18 protein-coding genes are annotated in these 17,924 nt (G+C 48.5%); 9 read left to right on the plus strand and 9 right to left on the minus strand.

Annotated elements, in window-relative coordinates; translation table 11 throughout:
* The first annotated feature begins 547 nt into the window (after nucleotides 1-547).
* Complete coding sequence (locus tag TSUB_RS04600) at nucleotides 548-1,306, plus strand: BUD32 family EKC/KEOPS complex subunit (protein ID WP_087021371.1); 759 nt, start codon at nucleotides 548-550, stop codon at nucleotides 1,304-1,306.
* 181 nt (nucleotides 1,307-1,487) lie between these two features.
* Here the strand turns inward: TSUB_RS04600 and TSUB_RS04605 are convergent, their stop codons facing one another.
* The gene (locus tag TSUB_RS04605) at nucleotides 1,488-4,229 is read right to left on the minus strand and encodes a cation transporter (protein ID WP_087021368.1); all 2,742 of its coding nucleotides are present in this window, start codon (nucleotides 4,227-4,229) and stop codon (nucleotides 1,488-1,490) included.
* 62 nt (nucleotides 4,230-4,291) lie between these two features.
* Between TSUB_RS04605 and cueR the strand changes: the two genes are divergently transcribed.
* Nucleotides 4,292-4,714, plus strand: coding sequence for a Cu(I)-responsive transcriptional regulator (gene cueR / locus TSUB_RS04610; protein ID WP_087021365.1), 423 nt, complete (start codon nucleotides 4,292-4,294; stop codon nucleotides 4,712-4,714).
* Between the two features lie 76 nt (nucleotides 4,715-4,790).
* Here the strand turns inward: cueR and TSUB_RS04615 are convergent, their stop codons facing one another.
* The 5 genes from TSUB_RS04615 to TSUB_RS04635 form a co-directional block, all read right to left on the minus strand.
* On the minus strand, nucleotides 4,791-5,252 hold the full coding sequence (locus TSUB_RS04615; protein WP_087021362.1) for an NfeD family protein: 462 nt from the start codon (nucleotides 5,250-5,252) through the stop codon (nucleotides 4,791-4,793).
* Nucleotides 5,245-6,183, minus strand: a complete 939-nt coding sequence (locus TSUB_RS04620; RefSeq protein WP_087021359.1) for an SPFH domain-containing protein — start codon at nucleotides 6,181-6,183, stop codon at nucleotides 5,245-5,247. The genes TSUB_RS04615 and TSUB_RS04620 overlap by 8 nt, the downstream gene beginning before the upstream one ends.
* Nucleotides 6,184-6,401: 218 nt before the next feature.
* Complete coding sequence (locus TSUB_RS04625) at nucleotides 6,402-7,256, minus strand: thioredoxin family protein (protein ID WP_087021356.1); 855 nt, start codon at nucleotides 7,254-7,256, stop codon at nucleotides 6,402-6,404.
* Between the two features lie 534 nt (nucleotides 7,257-7,790).
* Complete coding sequence (locus tag TSUB_RS04630; protein ID WP_087021350.1) at nucleotides 7,791-8,618, minus strand: SDR family oxidoreductase; 828 nt, start codon at nucleotides 8,616-8,618, stop codon at nucleotides 7,791-7,793.
* Nucleotides 8,619-8,627: 9 nt separating this feature from the next.
* On the minus strand, nucleotides 8,628-9,230 hold the full coding sequence (locus tag TSUB_RS04635) for an arylesterase (RefSeq protein WP_087021347.1): 603 nt from the start codon (nucleotides 9,228-9,230) through the stop codon (nucleotides 8,628-8,630).
* Here TSUB_RS04635 and TSUB_RS04640 point away from each other — a divergent pair.
* Both TSUB_RS04640 and TSUB_RS04645 read left to right on the plus strand, forming a co-directional pair.
* Nucleotides 9,229-9,915, plus strand: coding sequence for an ABC transporter ATP-binding protein (locus TSUB_RS04640; protein WP_087021344.1), 687 nt, complete (start codon nucleotides 9,229-9,231; stop codon nucleotides 9,913-9,915). The two genes, TSUB_RS04635 and TSUB_RS04640, sit on opposite strands and share 2 nt — an antisense overlap.
* Nucleotide 9,916: 1 nt before the next feature.
* Entirely contained in the window at nucleotides 9,917-12,322 is a 2,406-nt protein-coding gene (locus TSUB_RS04645) for an ABC transporter permease (protein WP_202819755.1), read from the plus strand.
* 320 nt (nucleotides 12,323-12,642) lie between these two features.
* Here the strand turns inward: TSUB_RS04645 and TSUB_RS04650 are convergent, their stop codons facing one another.
* Nucleotides 12,643-13,542: a TIGR01777 family oxidoreductase gene (locus TSUB_RS04650; protein WP_087021337.1), complete on the minus strand. Its 900-nt coding sequence runs from the start codon at nucleotides 13,540-13,542 to the stop codon at nucleotides 12,643-12,645.
* Between the two features lie 281 nt (nucleotides 13,543-13,823).
* Here TSUB_RS04650 and TSUB_RS04655 point away from each other — a divergent pair, with 281 nt between their 5' ends.
* The 5 genes from TSUB_RS04655 (at nucleotide 13,824) to yfcE (ending at nucleotide 16,720) form a co-directional block, all read left to right on the plus strand.
* Nucleotides 13,824-14,561 carry a DUF1538 domain-containing protein gene (locus tag TSUB_RS04655; protein ID WP_087021334.1) on the plus strand — a complete coding sequence of 246 codons (738 nt, stop codon included), beginning with the start codon at nucleotides 13,824-13,826 and terminating at the stop codon, nucleotides 14,559-14,561.
* Entirely contained in the window at nucleotides 14,558-15,343 is a 786-nt protein-coding gene (locus tag TSUB_RS04660) for a DUF1538 domain-containing protein (protein WP_087021331.1), read from the plus strand. The genes TSUB_RS04655 and TSUB_RS04660 overlap by 4 nt, the downstream gene beginning before the upstream one ends.
* Nucleotides 15,333-15,683 carry a P-II family nitrogen regulator gene (locus tag TSUB_RS04665; protein ID WP_087021327.1) on the plus strand — a complete coding sequence of 117 codons (351 nt, stop codon included), beginning with the start codon at nucleotides 15,333-15,335 and terminating at the stop codon, nucleotides 15,681-15,683. The genes TSUB_RS04660 and TSUB_RS04665 overlap by 11 nt, the downstream gene beginning before the upstream one ends.
* Nucleotides 15,680-16,105 (plus strand): CBS domain-containing protein, encoded by a 426-nt coding sequence (locus tag TSUB_RS04670; protein ID WP_087021323.1) that lies wholly within the window; start codon nucleotides 15,680-15,682, stop codon nucleotides 16,103-16,105. The genes TSUB_RS04665 and TSUB_RS04670 overlap by 4 nt, the downstream gene beginning before the upstream one ends.
* Nucleotides 16,106-16,174: 69 nt before the next feature.
* Nucleotides 16,175-16,720: a phosphodiesterase gene (gene yfcE, locus TSUB_RS04675; protein WP_087021320.1), complete on the plus strand. Its 546-nt coding sequence runs from the start codon at nucleotides 16,175-16,177 to the stop codon at nucleotides 16,718-16,720.
* Between the two features lie 86 nt (nucleotides 16,721-16,806).
* Here the strand turns inward: yfcE and TSUB_RS04680 are convergent, their stop codons facing one another.
* A complete protein-coding gene (locus TSUB_RS04680) occupies nucleotides 16,807-17,082 on the minus strand; it encodes an Rdx family protein (protein ID WP_087021317.1) in 276 nt (91 codons plus the stop codon).
* Between the two features lies 1 nt (nucleotide 17,083).
* Nucleotides 17,084-17,845, minus strand: a complete 762-nt coding sequence (locus tag TSUB_RS04685) for a sulfite exporter TauE/SafE family protein (RefSeq protein ID WP_087021314.1) — start codon at nucleotides 17,843-17,845, stop codon at nucleotides 17,084-17,086.
* Nucleotides 17,846-17,924 lie beyond the last annotated feature (79 nt).

Below are 17,924 nucleotides of genomic sequence, written 5' to 3' on the forward strand. Positions count from 1 at the left end.
AGATGCAGGATTCAGAAGCGGCCTAGCGCGTCGAGTTCAAGGCGAAGGTGTGAAGGAATGGCTTTCCCTTTCAAGCACCTTTAACGCAGAAATCGGGGCGCTAGTTGCTTCCCGAAGGGCGAGTTTTCTAGGCTCGCCATCGTCGTTACTGTTTTTTGATTTAGTCCACTAGATCTTCAAAACAGTGTCTTGTTGACAAGCCTAGAAACTCTCGCTGAACAAGCATCTTGAGGTGGTTTGAGTATATGATGCCATAGGGAATCAGAAATTTAACCTAATTGAGTCGGCAATGCGCAAGTTTGTGATTAATCATTCATATAATCGATAAATGTGTTATTTTAATTTTCATCAAGTGTTTAAAGTGGTGTTTGTTAATAATTGTGAGTCTTTGCGTAAATAATATATTTACTATTTACATTTGATCATCGAATCTCATCTCAATTTACCTTTCTTTATATTTCTTTTGATTTTATTGCGTAAACTTTCTTGCGCATTTTTTCTGCTTTCAATACTGTGTGTTCAAATATGAAATTAATATGAATGCCTTATGAACCAGCAGGAATTATCGGTTGCTTGTGATCAATTAGCCGACTCTCAACCTGCAGGTGTTTATCCAATTGTTATCGAAGATAAGAAGTTTTGGATAAAAGTCTGTGGGGAAGATAAATACAATGTTATTCGTCGCTTCTCAGCTTGGCTTGCTCAGTTTGAGTTAATGCAGTTTTTTAAGACCAATGCGGTGCAGTCGCCGCAGCATCGTTTGTCACGTGAAATTGATGTGATGTCGACCTTAGCGGATAAAGGTGTGGCGGTGCCGACGGTGGTGACATCTTCAGACCGTTTCTACGTCACAACGGACGCTGGACGAACACTCAACAGCTTGAAACCAGAAGAAGTGCCTCACGACCTCGGTCAGAAGGTGTTCGCGCTTTTTACACGATTGCATCGAAACCATGTTGTGCATGGCCGTCCTGCTATGCGTGATATGTTATTGAATGAGGATGGTTCACTGACATTGATTGACTTTGAAGAGTCCACAATCGGTAATCATCCTCAGCTTATGGCTCGTGACATGTTTCTGTTGTTGATGGACTTGTGCCGTTTACCGACGATCAGCGAGCAAGATAAGTTGGCCGGGTTGCGTGAGTGGCAAAGCGCAATGAGTGACAAGGCGTGGTTAGAGCTGAAGCGAATTGGTAAGTTACTCAATAAATTCAAGTTTGTTGCCAAGGGTATTTTACTATTTAAAGATAATCGCACATCGAAGCAGATATTAAACGCGCTGGCTATTATTGATAAAGCTTAATGTGACGTTGTTAGGAACCGACTTATTTAGCGTGCGAGACAAGGTGAGTGGCTATTTGTCTTTACGTTAAATAAAGGTTCATATCTGGTCTGAATGCCTCTTGAAAACTTATTGTCTTGATGAATTTATTCAAAGCACCCGCATTTCGCGGGTGTTTTTGTTTTCAAGCTAACGGTTTAACTTAGCTTTTGGAGGTGCTAAATAACCTCAATCGGTTAGCATTGCTCACCACAGTAATGGAAGAGAGTGCCATTGCAGCGCCTGCTATCATGGGGTTGAGTAATGTCCCTGTGATCGGGTAAAGAATACCTGCTGCAACGGGAATGCCTATCGTGTTGTAGATAAAGGCACCAAACAGGTTTTGATGCATGTTCTTGAGTGTCGCTTTGGCGATCTCGATGGTATCTGCCGCGGCCAGTAGGGAGTGGCGCATCAAAATGAAATGGGCACTCTCTTTGGCGATGTCGCTACCCGAGCCCATGGCAATGCTGACATTGGCGGCAGCAAGCGCGGGCGCATCATTGATACCATCACCGACCATAATCACCTTTCGTCCTTGCTTGACGAGGTCATTAATCACTGCGGCTTTTTGTTCAGGCATGACACCGGCAATGACTTCATCAATGCCTGTTTGCTCGGCAATTGCTTTTGCCGTGTGGGCGTTGTCACCCGTCAGCATCACAACCTGTTTGCCCATGGCTTTAAAGCGCTTTATCGCCTCTGCGCTGTCATCACGCAAGGGATCACTGATCCCGACCATCGCAACCAGTTGATTGTCGATGGCAACAAAGACTGGGGTGGCACCTTCATTAGCAAACTGGGTAAAGGTCTCTGCAAACGCCATTGTATCTACCTCATGGCGTGTCATAAGTTGCTGGTTGCCGATGTGCCAACATTGTCCTTCAATGATGCCTGAAACACCCAGCCCGGGATGGGCAGTGAAGTGGCTGACCGGTTGACGAGAAGGACTTGCTTGAGACATTGGCTTCGCAAGCGGGTGTTCAGATAAGGCTTCAATACTGGCAATGCCAGACAGCAACGCATGCTTGTCAAAGGGGCTGGTTGGGGATACGTCAAAGTGTGTGAGTGCGGGTTGGCCTTGGGTAATGGTACCTGTCTTATCGAGCACCAGGGTATCGGTATCCGTCATAAGCTGCAGTGCTGCGGCATCGCGGACTAAGATCCCCAATTCTGCGGCACGACCAACGCCGATATTGAGAGACATTGGTGTAGCGAGGCCAAGAGCACAGGGGCAAGCAATGATCAATACCGTCGTCGCCGTGACCAACATGTAGCTGATTTTTGGATCTGGCCCAATCAAACCCCAGATCAAGGCCGTTAGCAGCGCAATCGCTATGACAATCGGCACAAACACGGCGGCTATTTTGTCAACGAGGCGAGCCAAGGCCGGTTTGGAGTTTTGTGCCAAACGTACCATGTCAATGATCTTTGCCAGCATGGTGGCTTGTCCTGTTGCGGTAACGCGATAGATCAAGCTTCCTTGTTGGTTTTGCGTGCCTGCATGAACCTGATCCCCAGACTGTTTATTGACCGGCATGGGTTCGCCAGTGAGCAGAGATTCGTCAAGATAACTGTCTCCCTCTGTGACTATGCCATCTAATGCGACGATTTCCCCTGGCTTTAAACGCACCAACATACCGCTTTGAATCTCATCGAGTGGGGTTGGGCGTTCAACCCCGTTGTCGAGCACGATAGCTTCGGGTGGCTGTAAGTCGATGAGCTTTTCCAGCGCTTGTGATGAGCGACGTTTTGCCCGCGTTTCGATGGCATGGCCAAGAGAGATGAGGCCAATGATCATGGCTGATGCTTCAAAATAGACATGGCGCGCTTGCTCTGGAAACGCCAATGGAACAATGACAACAATCATCGAATAAAGCCACGCAGCGCCAGTCCCCAAGGCGACGAGCGAATCCATCGTGGCACGTTTATGCTTTAGTGCGATCCACGCGTTGAGAAAAAAGTCTCGACCTGCAGTGAGCAGCATGATCAAGGTGGCGATGCCTGCTAAGCCCCAACCGATTTGCAGTTCGGTTGAGGTGATCATCATGGAGCCTCCCAACATCCCGTACAGCATCATTGGCGCACCTAAGCCCAGCGCTATCGCGGTATCTTTGAGGTGGCGACGCTGCTTTTGCTGTGTCTGTTGAGCGAGCGTGTCACGCCGTTCTTGCTCCGACATAACAATTTGCGCAGGATAGCCAGCTTCATCAAGTGCAGCCAGTACCTGTTCAACATCATGGGTGGATACCGTCGCACTATGTTCTGCAAGACTGACACTGGCGTTGGCCACATGGGGTTGAGATGTCAAGGTACGTTCTACGGACGCAACGCAGCTGGCACATGTCATGTTATTGACGAGTAGGTGGTATTGCTGTGCAGGCGTATCCGTTTTCACTACTGTTGAGCGGGGCGCGCTTTCAACGGGTGTGGCTTGAGGCGTTTCTGAGGTTGTCAGAACAGTTGTTGAATTCGGAGATTGGTCAGGATGTTTGCTTGCACAACAGGATGCTTTTTTATCTTTGGGTTGAATACCGAATCCCGCAGTCGTGACCTTATCAATGATCTCTGATTCTGTGAGAGAGGTGGTTAACTCAAGGCTTTCCTTAGTGACAGATAGGTCGCTGATATCGTCTTGGTTATCGAAAAGTGCGGTGACTTTTGCAATGCATCGGCCACAGTTTAACCCTGTGAGTGTGAAATGTTGGGTTTGCTTGCGTGGCACGGCAAATCCTAGCGATTCGATCAAGGCGATTAATTGTGTTTGAGGTATGCCACCTTGTACGGAGAGTTGAGTCTTACTCACGTCAAATGTTTGCACATCGTCGCGATCACGAAGTGCAGCAGAGACTTTGTTTACGCATCGCTGGCAGTTGAGCCCGGCGAGCGGCAGTTGATAGTGCATGGTATTCACCCGAAGATTAGGATAGGCTGAGTATAAAGGTTCCAGTTAATGTAAGGTCAAGCATGAATATCAGTGAAGTGGCGAAACGCACAGGACTGACGACAAAAACGATTCGCTTTTATGAGCAAAAGGCGTTGATAACAGCACCTGAGCGAGCAGAAAATGGCTATCGCGCCTACCATGAAAGTCACGTTGCTGAACTATCACTTATCAAGCGCGCCAAGTTGGTCGGATTTAGCCTCGATGAGTGTCGCGCTTTATTGTCGCTATCTCGCGATCCCCAGCGCAGTAGTGCTGACGTTAAGCAACATGCGCTCGATAAGCTGTCAGAGATTGATGAACGCATACACGAGCTCGAAGCGATGCGAACCACCTTACAAGCACTGACGCAACAATGCCCTGGTGATGGCTCACCACAGTGCCCGATCTTGTCTGCGCTCAGCGATAATGAGGTGGTACTCTCAGGTAAACCGTGTGGTCATTGAGGAATGAGGTAACGCGAGGAGCTCAAAAGAAAAAGGCCACGCGATGTGGCCTTTGTTGTTTCGCTTTGATTATCGCTTACTCTGCGCTTTCAACTGGCGTTGGTTTGGCGAGGATAAGCTTAGTACCATCGACATCCTTAATGATCAGGCGTGTACCTGCACTATACTTGCCGTCACTGATCGCACTCCAATAGGTATCGCCCAATTTAATGCGGCAATTCCCCACGTTGATATCTTCGTGGAGCTCCACTGATTGACCAATCAACTGATCCATCCGCTTATTGAGCGTACTACTCGCATCTTCTTTTACATCACTACGATGTTGGTAGCGCCACCATATCCAAGTGGTAAAGAGCGCAATACCGACAAAGCAAATCGCTTCTAGTTGCCAAGAGATAGGTAGCAGTGCACTGATCAAAGCGACCACCAATGCAGAGATGCCCATCCACATCAGATAACCAGCCGTGCCTGTGAGTTCTAAACCGAGTAGCGCTAGGCCAATGATGACCCAGTGCCAGGCGCTAAAGGTCTCAAACATCTTGGTCAGCCTTTGGTGTTTCTTTACTTGCCTTGAAGATCTCTGCAATACCTGCAACAGAACCCAGTAGGTTACTTGCCTCAAGTGGCATCATCACAACTTTGCTGTTCTCTGCTTGGCCAATGGTCTTCAGTGCATCGGTGTAGCCTTGTGCAACGAAGTAGTTAATCGCTTGACGGTCACCTTGCGCAATCGCTTTTGAAACCATTGCTGTTGCGCGCGCTTCTGCTTCTGCGGCACGCTCGCGGGCTTCTGCTTGTAGAATAGCACTCTGCTTGTCACCTTCAGCTCTCAAGATCTCAGATTGCTTCTGGCCTTCTGCTTTCAGGATTTCGGCTTGACGTACACCCTCTGCTTCAAGTACTTCGGCACGCTTATTCCGCTCTGCTTTCATCTGAGCATTCATCGCCGCGGTGAGATCCGCTGGTGGTTGCACATCTTTGATCTCTATACGGGTGACTTTCACGCCCCAAGGGTTGGTCGCTTCATCTACGATGGTCAGCAGGCGAGAGTTAATGGTGTCACGTTGTGACAGCATCTCATCAAGTTCCATTGAACCCAGTACTGTACGGATATTGGTGAGGGTGAGGTTACGAATCGCGTGCTCGATTTGGTTTACTTCATAGGCCGCTTTTGCAGCATCGACAACTTGTACGAAACAGACTGCATCGATCGTTACGCTAGCGTTGTCTTTGGAGATGACTTCTTGTGCCGGGATATCGAGAACCCGCTCCATCATATTGATACGGTTACCAATACGATCGATGAAAGGCACAATGAGGTTTAAACCTGGGCGTAGGGTTGAGGTGTAGCGCCCGAAGCGTTCTACCGTCCAGTTATAGCCCTGTGGGACTGTTTTTACTGCACTAACTATGGTTGAAAGTGCAACAACGATGAGAATTCCGATGGTGATGTAACTTGCGTACTCCATACTTACTCCATAAGTCGAGTGGTGTTATGTTGAACTCAAAGGCGTGTCATTATTTTGTCTGCTACCGAAAAGCAGACAACAAAAAGGGCACCTTTGTTCATTGAAACTTGTGCCCTATGTTGTGTACAGCAAGAGACAGAGAACACGACTTAATCAATATAAAGTGTTTTCAATGTCACGCCTATCATTAGCGGGTTTGAAAGCGACACGGTTCGCAATCAGTACAGTAATGTATACAGTTGACGACGGTATTGATTTGCAATTGGATTACCTTGCCCTAATGCAGTCACTATATCCATAAAGACTTTTTTCACTTGGCCATCTTGGGCATTGAGGTCTTTGCGAAGCGAACCCATCAATAGCTCGAGTGCGTCTTCATTGCGATTGACTTGATGATATTGCACCGCCAACTCATAACGAATGGCTTCATCATCCGGCGATTGACTCAACTTGGCTTCCAGTTGCTGAATCTCTGGGCTGTTACCTGCCTGTTTAAGGAGCTCAAGCTTAGAGTGCAGTGCTCGGTATTCAGTTTGCTGATCCTGCATTGGAATCGTGGCGAGTAGTGTTTCAGCTTCATCGATTTGCTGTGTTTCGAGAAGAGCATTAATCAACGCCAGTGCGACGAGGCTATCTTGTGGGAGTGCAGGCAGAATTCGGCGATAGATAGTGATCGCTTGCTGGAAGTCGCCCTGTTCAGCGAGCGCGTTCGCTTCGTTAAATGCCAGTTCATTTTCGTTGGGCAGATGGCGACTTAGCAGCTCACGTAAACTCTCTTCTGTCTGAGGCCCAGCAATGCCATCGGCTGGTTGACCTTGTTTAAAGACCGCAATTGTTGGCAAGCTGCGCACGCCAAACTGCTGCGCGACCATCATCTGTTCTTCGCAGTCCAGAGTGGCAAGGGTGACGAGACCGGGATAGCCTGCGACGATCTTTTCCAGTAGTTGATTGACTTCAATGGATTCTGGTACGGAAGCCGCCCAGAAGTTGATGACAACAGGTTGTTGCATCGATTGTTCGATAACTTGAGCGATATTTTGTTCGGTGATTGCAACTGTTTGAAGGCTGTTCATGTGTCGGTTCCTTTGCATTCTTACAGCCATTTATGGGGGTAGTGAGGAAAAGTTTCAAGCGAAACAAACAAAAAGAGAGTGCGAATGCACTCTCTTTTCGGGGGGAACTTCAAAACTAAAATGTCAGCAGCAGTGCCAGCGCAATGCCGAGACAGATAAAATTAATTTGGCGCAATGACATATAGTGACCTTTGTTCTTACTTCTTTTTGGTACAAGTTCTAAGATGAAAAGACGATGTTAGTCTAGTTTCATAATGCCCGTATATCAAATGACTATACCTAGGCTACTTGGATCACAATAACGATGTAAGATGACACTATTATGACAAGTTAATCTGTTTTGGCTGTTTCTTTGTCATTTTTAGGTAAAGCTGGCATTTTTATCAGTTAGAGGTGACATTATCGGCACGTTTGAATGACTTGGTGTTACTGGGTGGTTAAATTTGTTGCGTTTTATAAAGCCATTACCGTTTGGCTGAACGTGTAATGGCTCGCAAAAATAATGCTGATTAACCCTTTAAGGCATTTGAACTATTAGTCGTTGTTATACAAGATGGCATCTAAACGGCGTGTTGGTAGGAGTCGTTTTAAAACGGCACTGATTTTAGTCGGCGTGGTCACGCGGTAGCGCGCTTTAGGACGTGGGTTTTCCAGTGCGTCTCGCAGTGGGGCGACAATAGCTTCAGCGGGTAAGGTATATTTGCTGGTCACATCCTCTTTGCCCAATCGGGCTAACTGATCGGCATACTCTGCGCTGTGTACGCTGTTCTCTATATCGATGTGCTTTTTGATTGCCGTGAGGGCATTCTTGCGAAATGCAGATTCAATAGGGCCGGGTTCGATGAGACTGATATGGATATTGCTGCCCATTAATTCTAGTCGCAGTGTATCGCTCCAACCTTCGATAGCAAATTTGCTGGCGTTATAGGCACCTCGATAACGCAGTGCGACAAAACCGAGTACTGAGCTATTTTGAACAATGCGACCCTCGCCACGATCGCGCATCATCGGCAGTACCGCGGTGGTCAGTTGATGCCAGCCAAAGAAGTTAGTTTCAAACTGCTCTCGTAGGGCGTCAGTGGATAAGTCTTCAATCGCCCCCGGTTGACCATATGCCCCATTGTTAAACAAGCCGTAGAGTTTGCCTTCCGTCATGCCGCGCACTTCTTCCACTGCGTTGGCAATACTTTCACTGCTCGCGAGATCCAGTTGTAGGCAGGTTAGTCCCTCTGAAATAAGCCTATCGACATCGGCTTGCTGGCGACAAGAGGCGATGACTTGATACCCAGCCTTTTGGAGTGCGTGGGCGCAGGCATAGCCAATGCCTGTTGAACAACCAGTGATGAGAATCGATCGAGACATGTCGTATCCTTACTTTGACAAGTGCGGGTGAATTTCGTCGTAGACGAATTGAGCAATAAAAGGTTGGGCATCAGCGTTGGGATGCAAGCCATCATCCATCATCCATTCATTGTTAATGATGACGTGTTCCAGAAAGAAGGGAACAAGCGGGATATCAAACTTGTCACTCAATTTTGGATACATTTTTTCAAATCTGTCGCTATAGCGTTTGCCGTAATTTGGTGGCACTCTGACTTGCATTAAGAAAACATCAGCATCAATGGCTAAGCTATCCTCGATCATTTGAGTAAGCTGTTTTTGCGTTACCGCGGGATTGAAACCGCGTAAGCCATCGTTAGCACCTAGACCGATAAAGACGAAGTCAGGTTGGTGCTTGCTGAGTAACTCGGGTAACCGTGCGGCGCCATTGCCCGTGGTGTCACCTGAGATACTGGCATTGATCACAGTGATCCCTTGTGGGTCTAATTTACTATCAAGAAGATAGGGCCAGCTTTCGTTGGCTTGCATACGATATCCGGCACTCAAGCTATCTCCAACGATAAGTAGCTTAGCGTCAGCCCAAAGGCTATGGCTAGACAGACACAACAATAAATACAAAAGGAATTTCTTCATGACATCTCCCGTTATCAAAGCCGATGCTGTTGCGAAACGTGTTACAACATCCACAACAGAGCTCACTATTTTGCAGGATGTTTCGCTTCAGGTCGAGAGTGGACAAAGTGTTGCTTTTGTTGGCGTTTCTGGTGCGGGTAAATCAACGCTGATGACACTACTGGCGGGGTTGGATCTGCCTAGCGATGGTCGTATTGAGTTACTGGGCGAACCTATCTCAACATGGGATGGTGAGCAGCGAGCGCAACTGCGAAGTCATTCTGTCGGGTTTGTTTTTCAAAGCTTTCTATTAATACCGACCTTAACCGCGTTGGAAAATGTGGTGTTACCACAGATGATCAAAGGTGAGCGTGTTGATGAAGCACGTGCAAAGGCGTTGCTCGCAGAAGTCGGGCTAGCAGGCCGAGAAAGTCATCTACCCACCCAACTTTCTGGCGGAGAACAGCAGCGAGTGGCTTTAGCTCGCGCTTTTATGACCCGGCCTAAAGTCCTGTTTGCTGACGAACCAACGGGCAATCTGGATCAACAAACCGCAGCCACCATCATTGAGAAGCTCTTTGCACTGAATCGCGACCATGGAACGACCTTGGTGTTGGTGACACACGATCCTGCTTTGGCGGCACGTTGTGATCGCGTGATTCATGTTGCCGGTGGACGCATTCGTGAAGAGGCGTTGGAGGCATAACATGAAAGGATTATTGTGGCGTTGGAGTTGGCGAGAAGTTGCGCATGGGCAGTTGTGGTCTGTCGTGGCGGCCCTGTCTCTGATCATCGGCACCGTCTGTGCCTTAGCGATGCTTGCTTCGCGCATTGAAACGGTCATGACTCAGCAAGGGCGAGCTGTATTAGCGGCCGATAGGGTGCTCGTCAATAACAAGGTGATACCACAAGACGTGCTCGTTGCCGCACGTGCATCAGATGCAGAGATCAGTTTGCAGACACGCTTTCGTACCATGGCCTTCAGTGATGAGGGTATGCAGTTGGTGAGTGTCAAAGCGGTTGAGTCAAACTTCCCATTACGTGGTGAGTTGAAGTTGTTGGGTCAAAGCGAGCAGATACAAACTCAAGTAAAGCCGGGGGAGCTTTGGTTAGAGCCACGCTTGTTTGATTTGTTATCCGTGACGATCGGGGATTGGGTTGATGTCGGTGATGCCCGTTTACAAGTCAGTGGTGAAATCAGTTTTGACCCTGAGCTCTCTTTCAATCCTTTCAATCAGATGTCAGCCATTTTAATCCATAGCGAAGATGTCGCGGCGACGGGGGCGGTTCAGCTCGGGGGACGGGTGTCCTATCGGGCCTATTTCCGTGGTGATGATAGTCGCCTTGCGGGTCTTGAAGCGGTTTATCCCCCAGAGCCAGGCAGGCGTTGGCTGAGTGAGGAGACCGAAGGTCGCACTGCGGATCTTCTGGTGAGAGCAAAGCAATATCTCTCATTGAGCTTAGTGTTAGTGGTCATTATGGCATCCGCGACCTTGGCGTTGACTTGCCAGTACTTTTCTTCGTCGCGTCGTCCCATTATTGCGATGCTTAAGAGCCTAGGCGCGAGTCGAATTTGGATTCGGAATTGGCTTTTAGGACAAAGTGTTTTCTTGTTGTTAATGGGTTCGGTGATCGGCATTTTACTGGGTGCCGGTTTGGAGTGGGCATTGCGCTTGCCGTTAACGCACCTGTTGCCAGAAACGCTACCTAGTGTCGGCGCGTTACCTGCTGTTGTTGCCATTGTTGTCGCGTTGATTGTGGCGATTCCCGCCATGGGGATCCCTTTGTTGGGGCTGCTGCGTGCCTCAGCGATGGAAGTGATGCAGCCTCAACAACATGTGGTTCATCGCAAAGACTATTGGCTACTGGTTTTCCCACTTGGGGGCGGGTTGCTTTGGTTTGGCACACAGCCTTTGGTGTGGCTGGTCATACTGGCATTGGTTGCGATGATGTTGATACTCGGTGGGCTTGGGTATCTTATCTTGCTGTGGATGAAGCGTTTTGCTATGGGGCCTGCCTTGATGTTGGCGTTGAGCCGTATCCGTCGTACGCGTTGGCAATCGATTATGCAGTTAGCGGCATTGGCGTGTTCATTGATGCTGTTATCCGTGATTTGGCTACTCAAGTCCGAACTGTTGAGTGATTGGCAACAAACATTGCCGCAAGATGCGCCGAATGTCTTTGCACTTAATGTCGCAACCGAGGAGCGAGATGGGTATATCCAAGCACTGGATGAGGCGCATATCGAACGTTCTGAAGCTTATCCCGTGATTCGTGGTCGTTTAACCCATATTGGCGAGACGGAAATTGCGGAATGGGTAAAGGACTATCCTGAAGCGGACGAAACTCGCCGCCGCGAGCTAAACCTCACATGGTTTGACGGCATTCCCACTCACAATGTGTTGTTGGAGGGGGAGTGGACAGCGACTCATGGCGTCAGCATTGAGGCGGGTATTGGAGAGCGTCTAGGGGTTGGGATGGGCGATCGTCTGACATTTAATGTGAACAGTGTACCGTTTGAGGTTGAAGTGACCAGTGTAAGGGAAGTGGAGTGGCGGAACATGCACCCGAATTTCTACTTTATTTTCCCTGAGCCGGTGGTGGCTGACTTGCCGCAAACATGGTTGCTGAGTTACAAACTGCCAGCGGATGAACGTCGATTTTTACCGGCAATTGCACGTCAGTTTCCGACGGTCTCGGTCATGGATTTACGTACCATGGTGGATCGTGTTCAAGGCTTGTTGCGTCAAGTTTCTGCTTCATTGACTGTATTGTCTTCGGTTGGTGTGGTGAGTGGTCTTTTACTCGTCTTCACCCTGCTCAGGTTAGGCGTCGCGCAGCGCCAACAGGAGATGAAGCTTTATCGTACCTTGGGTGCAAGTAAAAAGATGATACGGGCGACCTTGGTCTATGAGTACGGCGTTATGACGGTGGTGGCATCATTGTTGGCTGTAATTGGCGCGGAGTTAGCGTTGTTCGGCGTGATGGGGCGTTTAGAACTGACATTTAACTTGCACCCACAAATGTGGTTTGTACTACCCATTGTTAGTGCTGGATTAGTCTTAGCCTGCTTGAGTAGTGCCATCCGGCGCTTGTTGGTGCCATTGACCTAAACGAAAGGGCTGCGAATGCAGCCTTCATACTCAAGTCACCTCAAGATGCTTGTTCAGCGAGAATTTCTAGGTTTGCCATCGCGGCACTGCTTTGAAGGTCTAGTCGACTACATCAAAAAGCAGTAACAAAGGTGGCGAGCCTAGAAAACTCGCCCTTCGGGAAGCGACTAGCGCCCCGATTTCTGCGTTAAATGTGTTCGAAAGGGGAAAGCCATTCCTTCACACCTTTGCCTTGGTATCTTTACCTTGACTTCGACGCGCTAGACCGCTTCTGAATCCTGCATCTTGAGGTAACTAGAGTATAATTATTTGAGTTGTCGTTAGTAATCAAACAGGGTCTCTTTCAATGCGGGCTCTAACTTGGGAAAACTAAAATTGTAGCCCGCTTCAGTAAGACGCTTGGGTAGCACTTTTTGGCTATCAAGTAATAGGCAGGCAGCTTCACCAAAGCTCAGTTTTAGCGCCCACTCCGGGGTCATTAATACATGAGGGCGACGTAGCACTTTTGCTAATGTGGTACTGAACTCACGATTGGTCACTGTGTTTGGGGCGGTAAAGTTGAAGATACCTTTTGTGTGTGGGTTTTTGATTAAAAACAGGATGCCCTTCACCATGTCTTGAATATGTATCCAAGGAAAATACTGGCGGCCATTGCCAATGGGGCCACCTAGTCCCATTTGGTAAACAGGGAGCATTTTTGCTAATGCCCCTCCTTGTCTGGATAACACAACCCCAGTTCGGAGCAGACAGACACGGGTATCCGCGGTTTGTGCTCTTAGGGCTATCTCTTCCCACTCTGAGCACACTTTATGGGCGAATTCGTCACTGTCGATTTCTAGTGATTCATCGATTTCTTGGCTTTGTTGATCACCATAGTAACCGACAGCAGAGCCGCTAATGAAGGTGTGCGGCGGCGTCTCACTGGCTAAGATCTTATCAACGAGTTGAGCTGTGAGGTCCCAGCGGCTCTGGCTAATCAACGCTTTCTGTTTTGTTGTCCAGCGTTTGTTTGCGATGGGCTCACCGGCTAAGTTTATGACCACGTCATAGGCATTGAGGTCAGGTAGGGCGTTAAGACTTTCAATGACTTTCAGGTGATGGCCGAGTTGTTGATAAGCTTTGGCAGAGTTTCGCGATAAAATTGTTACTTCATCATGTGTGAAGTGTGGCAGCAGTGCTCGCCCAATTAGCCCTGTTCCCCCGGTAACCAGTATTTTCATCGCAAACCCTCACTATCATGTTGTTTTACTTACTATAGATTATACCTATTTACGAAGAGTAGGGATTAAAGGTGAAATTTTTGTTTGCGGCTAGTTTTGTCGTCTTACGCGCACGTTTTTTGATGTGGCTTTATCAACTTGATGCTGGGCTCACGCAAAAAAAGGGAGAATTCTGCCAAACTGGTTGAATAAGTGACGTGAAGTCAGCTTTTATTATCTAGCGGCAAAAAAACATTAAAGCCGTTAGCCTAAGCATAACGATGATTGATAGGGAGAAGCGGATGCGCGCAATGTTGGCCTTATGGCAGGCCATGCTGGGAAGCTTACGAGATCTATTACCTATCATTTTGGTTATTGCCTCCTTTCAACTTTTTGTACTTAAACAACCATTACCCGATTTAGGGCAGACCTTGCTTGGTTTGTTGCTGGTCGTGATGGGGCTAAGTTTCTTTATTTTTGGCCTCGAGATGGGGTTATTTCCTATCGGTGAGAGCATGGCGCATGCCTTTGCGCGTAAGGGCAGTGTGCTCTCCTTGCTGGCATTTGCGTTTTGTTTAGGGTTTGGCACCACGATTGCGGAGCCAGCTTTGACAGCGGTGGCTAGCGAAGCGGCCAAAGTGGCCGCAGAAGCTGGCGTAATAGAAATGAGCGCTCAGGCGCAGTCGAGCTATACCGTTGGTCTGAGGTTTACGGTGGCGTTTTCTGTTGGCTTAGCCATCGTGTTGGGCGTACTGCGCATATTAAAGGGGTGGTCAATTCAAAAGATGATCATCGGCGGATACATTCTAGTGGTGTTCATGACTGCTTTCGCACCAGAGAATATTATCGGTATTGCGTATGATTCTGGTGGCGTCACGACATCGACTATCACTGTTCCCTTGGTTACAGCGCTTGGTGTTGGTCTGGCCTCCTCAATTAAAGGGCGAAATCCGATGACAGATGGCTTTGGGCTTATCGCTTTTGCCTCATTGCTGCCCATGCTGTTTGTGATGGTCTTTGGCATGGTGGTGGCATCATGATGGCATTTGCGACTCACTTTTTTCATACCTTGTTGTCGACGATTACCGATGTGTTGCCGATTGCTGCCATTATTATGGGTTTTCAAATTGGTGTTTTACGGCGTGCTGTCCCCAATTGGGGGCGGGTTGCACTTGGCTTTGTCTATGTGATCATTGGGTTGAGTCTGTTTCTGATGGGATTGGAGCTCGCACTCTTTCCTCTTGGGGAAAACATGGCCTTGCAGTTGACGGCACCGAGCTTCTTGGCAACCAGTGCCGATGAGGTACTGAGCTGGAAGCACTACTACTGGGTCTATATTTTTGCTGCTGCCATTGGCTTTAGTACGACGATTGCCGAGCCGTCATTGATCGCGGTAGCGATTAAAGCCAGTCAAGTGTCGGGTGGTGCGATTAAAGTCAATGGGTTGCGTATTTCGGTGGCTATCGGCGTTGCCATTGGCATTTCGCTAGGGTGTTATCGGATAGTGGTCGGTGACCCGATTCACTACTACATCATATCTGGCTATGTGATTGTGGTGATCCAAACCTTTATCGCGCCCAAATTTATTGTTCCGTTGGCCTTTGATTCCGGCGGAGTGACAACATCGACTGTTACTGTCCCTTTAGTAGCAGCTCTTGGTTTAGGGTTAGCCTCCACAGTACCGGGGCGAAACCCAATGATTGATGGTTTCGGGCTAATTGCATTCGCAAGCCTGTTTCCAATGATTTCAGTGATGGGTTATGCCCAATTGACGGCGTGGTTAGATCGTCGTCAAAACAGAGGAAACGATCATGCGCTTTAAATTAATCATTGCTTTTGTTGAAGATGCGAAAGCCGACGCTGTGTTAGATGCTGCGCGTCAAGCGGGAGCAACGGGTGCGACGGTTATCAACAATGCTCGGGGGGAAGGGCTGAACAAGAAGAAGACCTTCTTTGGCTTAACGTTGGAAGTCCAGCGGGATGTGCTGCTGTTTGTGGTGGAAGAGCACCTTGCACGGCATATTTTAGAGCGCATTCAAGAGGTGGGTGAGTTAGATTCAGAATCAGGACAAGGTATCGCCGTGCAGATTGATATCGAAGATGCGGTAGGTGTTGCCCATCAGGTCGAATCCTTGTCGAAAGTGGTGGAGGAAAACCTATGAGCAACAAAGTGACCACAACGGTACGCCAAGTGATGATGCCAACCTATGCCTGCGTTGATGGGTTGACGACAGTAGAAGAAGCGATTCGTATTGCGAAGCGTGAAATGGTCAAAGCGCTTATCGTCAATAAGCGTGATGATGACGATGAGTACGGTATTGTGTTAATGAACGATATCGCAAAAAAAGTCCTATCAAAAAATCGTGCTGCTGATCGAACGAACATTTACGAGATCATGACTAAACCTGCGCTGAGCGTGCCACCGGACATGAACGTCAAGTATTGTGCGCGCCTGTTTGAACGTTTTGGTATTAGTCGTGCGCCAGTGATTGAGAACGGGGAAGTGATCGGTATGGTCAGCTACAACAACATTGTGCTGAACGGCATGCTACCTGAGGTAGAGAATTTCAATCGTTTTGACTAAACACGAGAAACCGTCGCTATCACAAGGCAGATTGAGTAGAATATCCTCGAAAATAGAGGGGAGATTATTGTGAAACTGTTTTTTGCCTCCGATATTCACGGCAATGTGCTAGCAGCGCAACGTGTTGTTGATGCATACCAAGCTTCTGGTGCCGACTATCTTGTCTTGTTGGGGGATATTCTCAACTTTGGCCCGCGTAACCCAATTATTGAGGGTTTGGACCCACAAGGGGTTGTTGCGCTATTGAACCCATTGGCTGAAAAGATAATTGCAGTGCGGGGCAATTGTGATAGCGAAGTCGACCAAGCGTTATTACATTTTCCGTTGATGATGGACTATAACTGGGTGTTGTTGCCAAATGGGCGTCGCTTGTTTTTAACGCATGGACACATTTACCATCCCGGTAACTTGCCGCCGCTAGGAAAGGGCGATGTTGTTGCCTATGGACATACCCATTTACCGGTCGCGGAATGGCAAGGTGAGCATGTCTTTTTTAATCCGGGGTCGGTGACCTATCCGAGAGGTGATCATAAAGCGAGTTATGGCTTGTTTGAACACAATCGACTCAGTGTGTTGGACTTTGAAGGCAATGTTTTGGCAGCAACCGACATTTAAATGGCTTGAGTATATTGAAGATAAAAAGACCAGCATCTGATGCTGGTCTTTTTGTTGGGGGGCGAAGACAGCGGCGTTTCAGCCCACTAACGGTCAACATGACCGAGATCGCGTTCAGGATCGATGATATCGCGAACCCGTTGCTTTAACTGTTTGGCATCAGGGAAACCACCATCTCGTTTGCGCTCCCAAATCAACTCGCCGTTGCAGTGTATTTCAAAGCGTCCCCCAGTGTCTGGATGCAGAGTTAGTGACGCAACTTCTTCGCTGAAGGTGTGCAGTAATTCTTGTGACATCCAAGTGGCACGTAGCATCCAGTTGCACTGGCGGCAATAGTAAATCTCGATGTTGGCTTTGAGCATGTTACATCCCTATGAGTAGTTTCAGGCCAATGACGAAGGTAAGGATTTCGAAGGCAATCTTAATCATTTTGTTGCTGCCGACGGTGGCAAAATGCGCCCCAGCATAGCCACCTAAGGCTGAACCAGCAAGGAGGACCGGGATCCAAGGCCAGTATATCTCTGCCCCCGCCACATAGAGTGCACCTGCACCTATGCCATTCCAAAAGAGGCCAACACTGACTAAAGTCAACGCGACAGCTTGCTTGTAGTCAAAGCCAAACCACCAGATAAGGTAGAGGGTAACAAAAAGGCCACTCCCTGCCGTGAGTGAGCCGTTAAGGATGCCAATGGTCGCGAGTCCCAAACAGCCTAGTAGTTTCCCCGTCAGATCTCGGTGCTTAGGAAGGGCGACTTGACCAAGCTCACTTTTCAGCCTCGAGTATATGCCAAGACCCAAAATAATGGCCCCTAGCAGCTTTTCTGCCACGGTCTCGGGGACATCAAGGATGATATTTGCACCGAGTATGACGCCAAGTGTTCCTGCGGCAATGACATACACCGTGAGGCCCCAGTTCAGGGTTCCAGCGCGGATATGCTTAATAGCAGCGCCAACGCCGAGGGCGACGGAGGCCACTTTATGTGTTGCCAGTGCAACCGAGAAGTGTAAGCCAAGAAAGATCAGCAGTGGAAACTGTAATAGTCCAGCACCGCCACCAGAGAGTGAGGCCAAGGTGTTGGCAAACAGAGAGCCGAGAAAGAGACCAAGCGTGTCCAGATACGCCACTAGCAATGTCCTTATTGATTCGCAGGGCGACAGTATATACTCAAACCACCTCAAGATGCTCGTTCAGCGAGAATTTCTA

The organism is Thaumasiovibrio subtropicus, from assembly GCF_019703835.1.
Lineage (GTDB): Bacteria > Pseudomonadota > Gammaproteobacteria > Enterobacterales > Vibrionaceae > Thaumasiovibrio > Thaumasiovibrio subtropicus.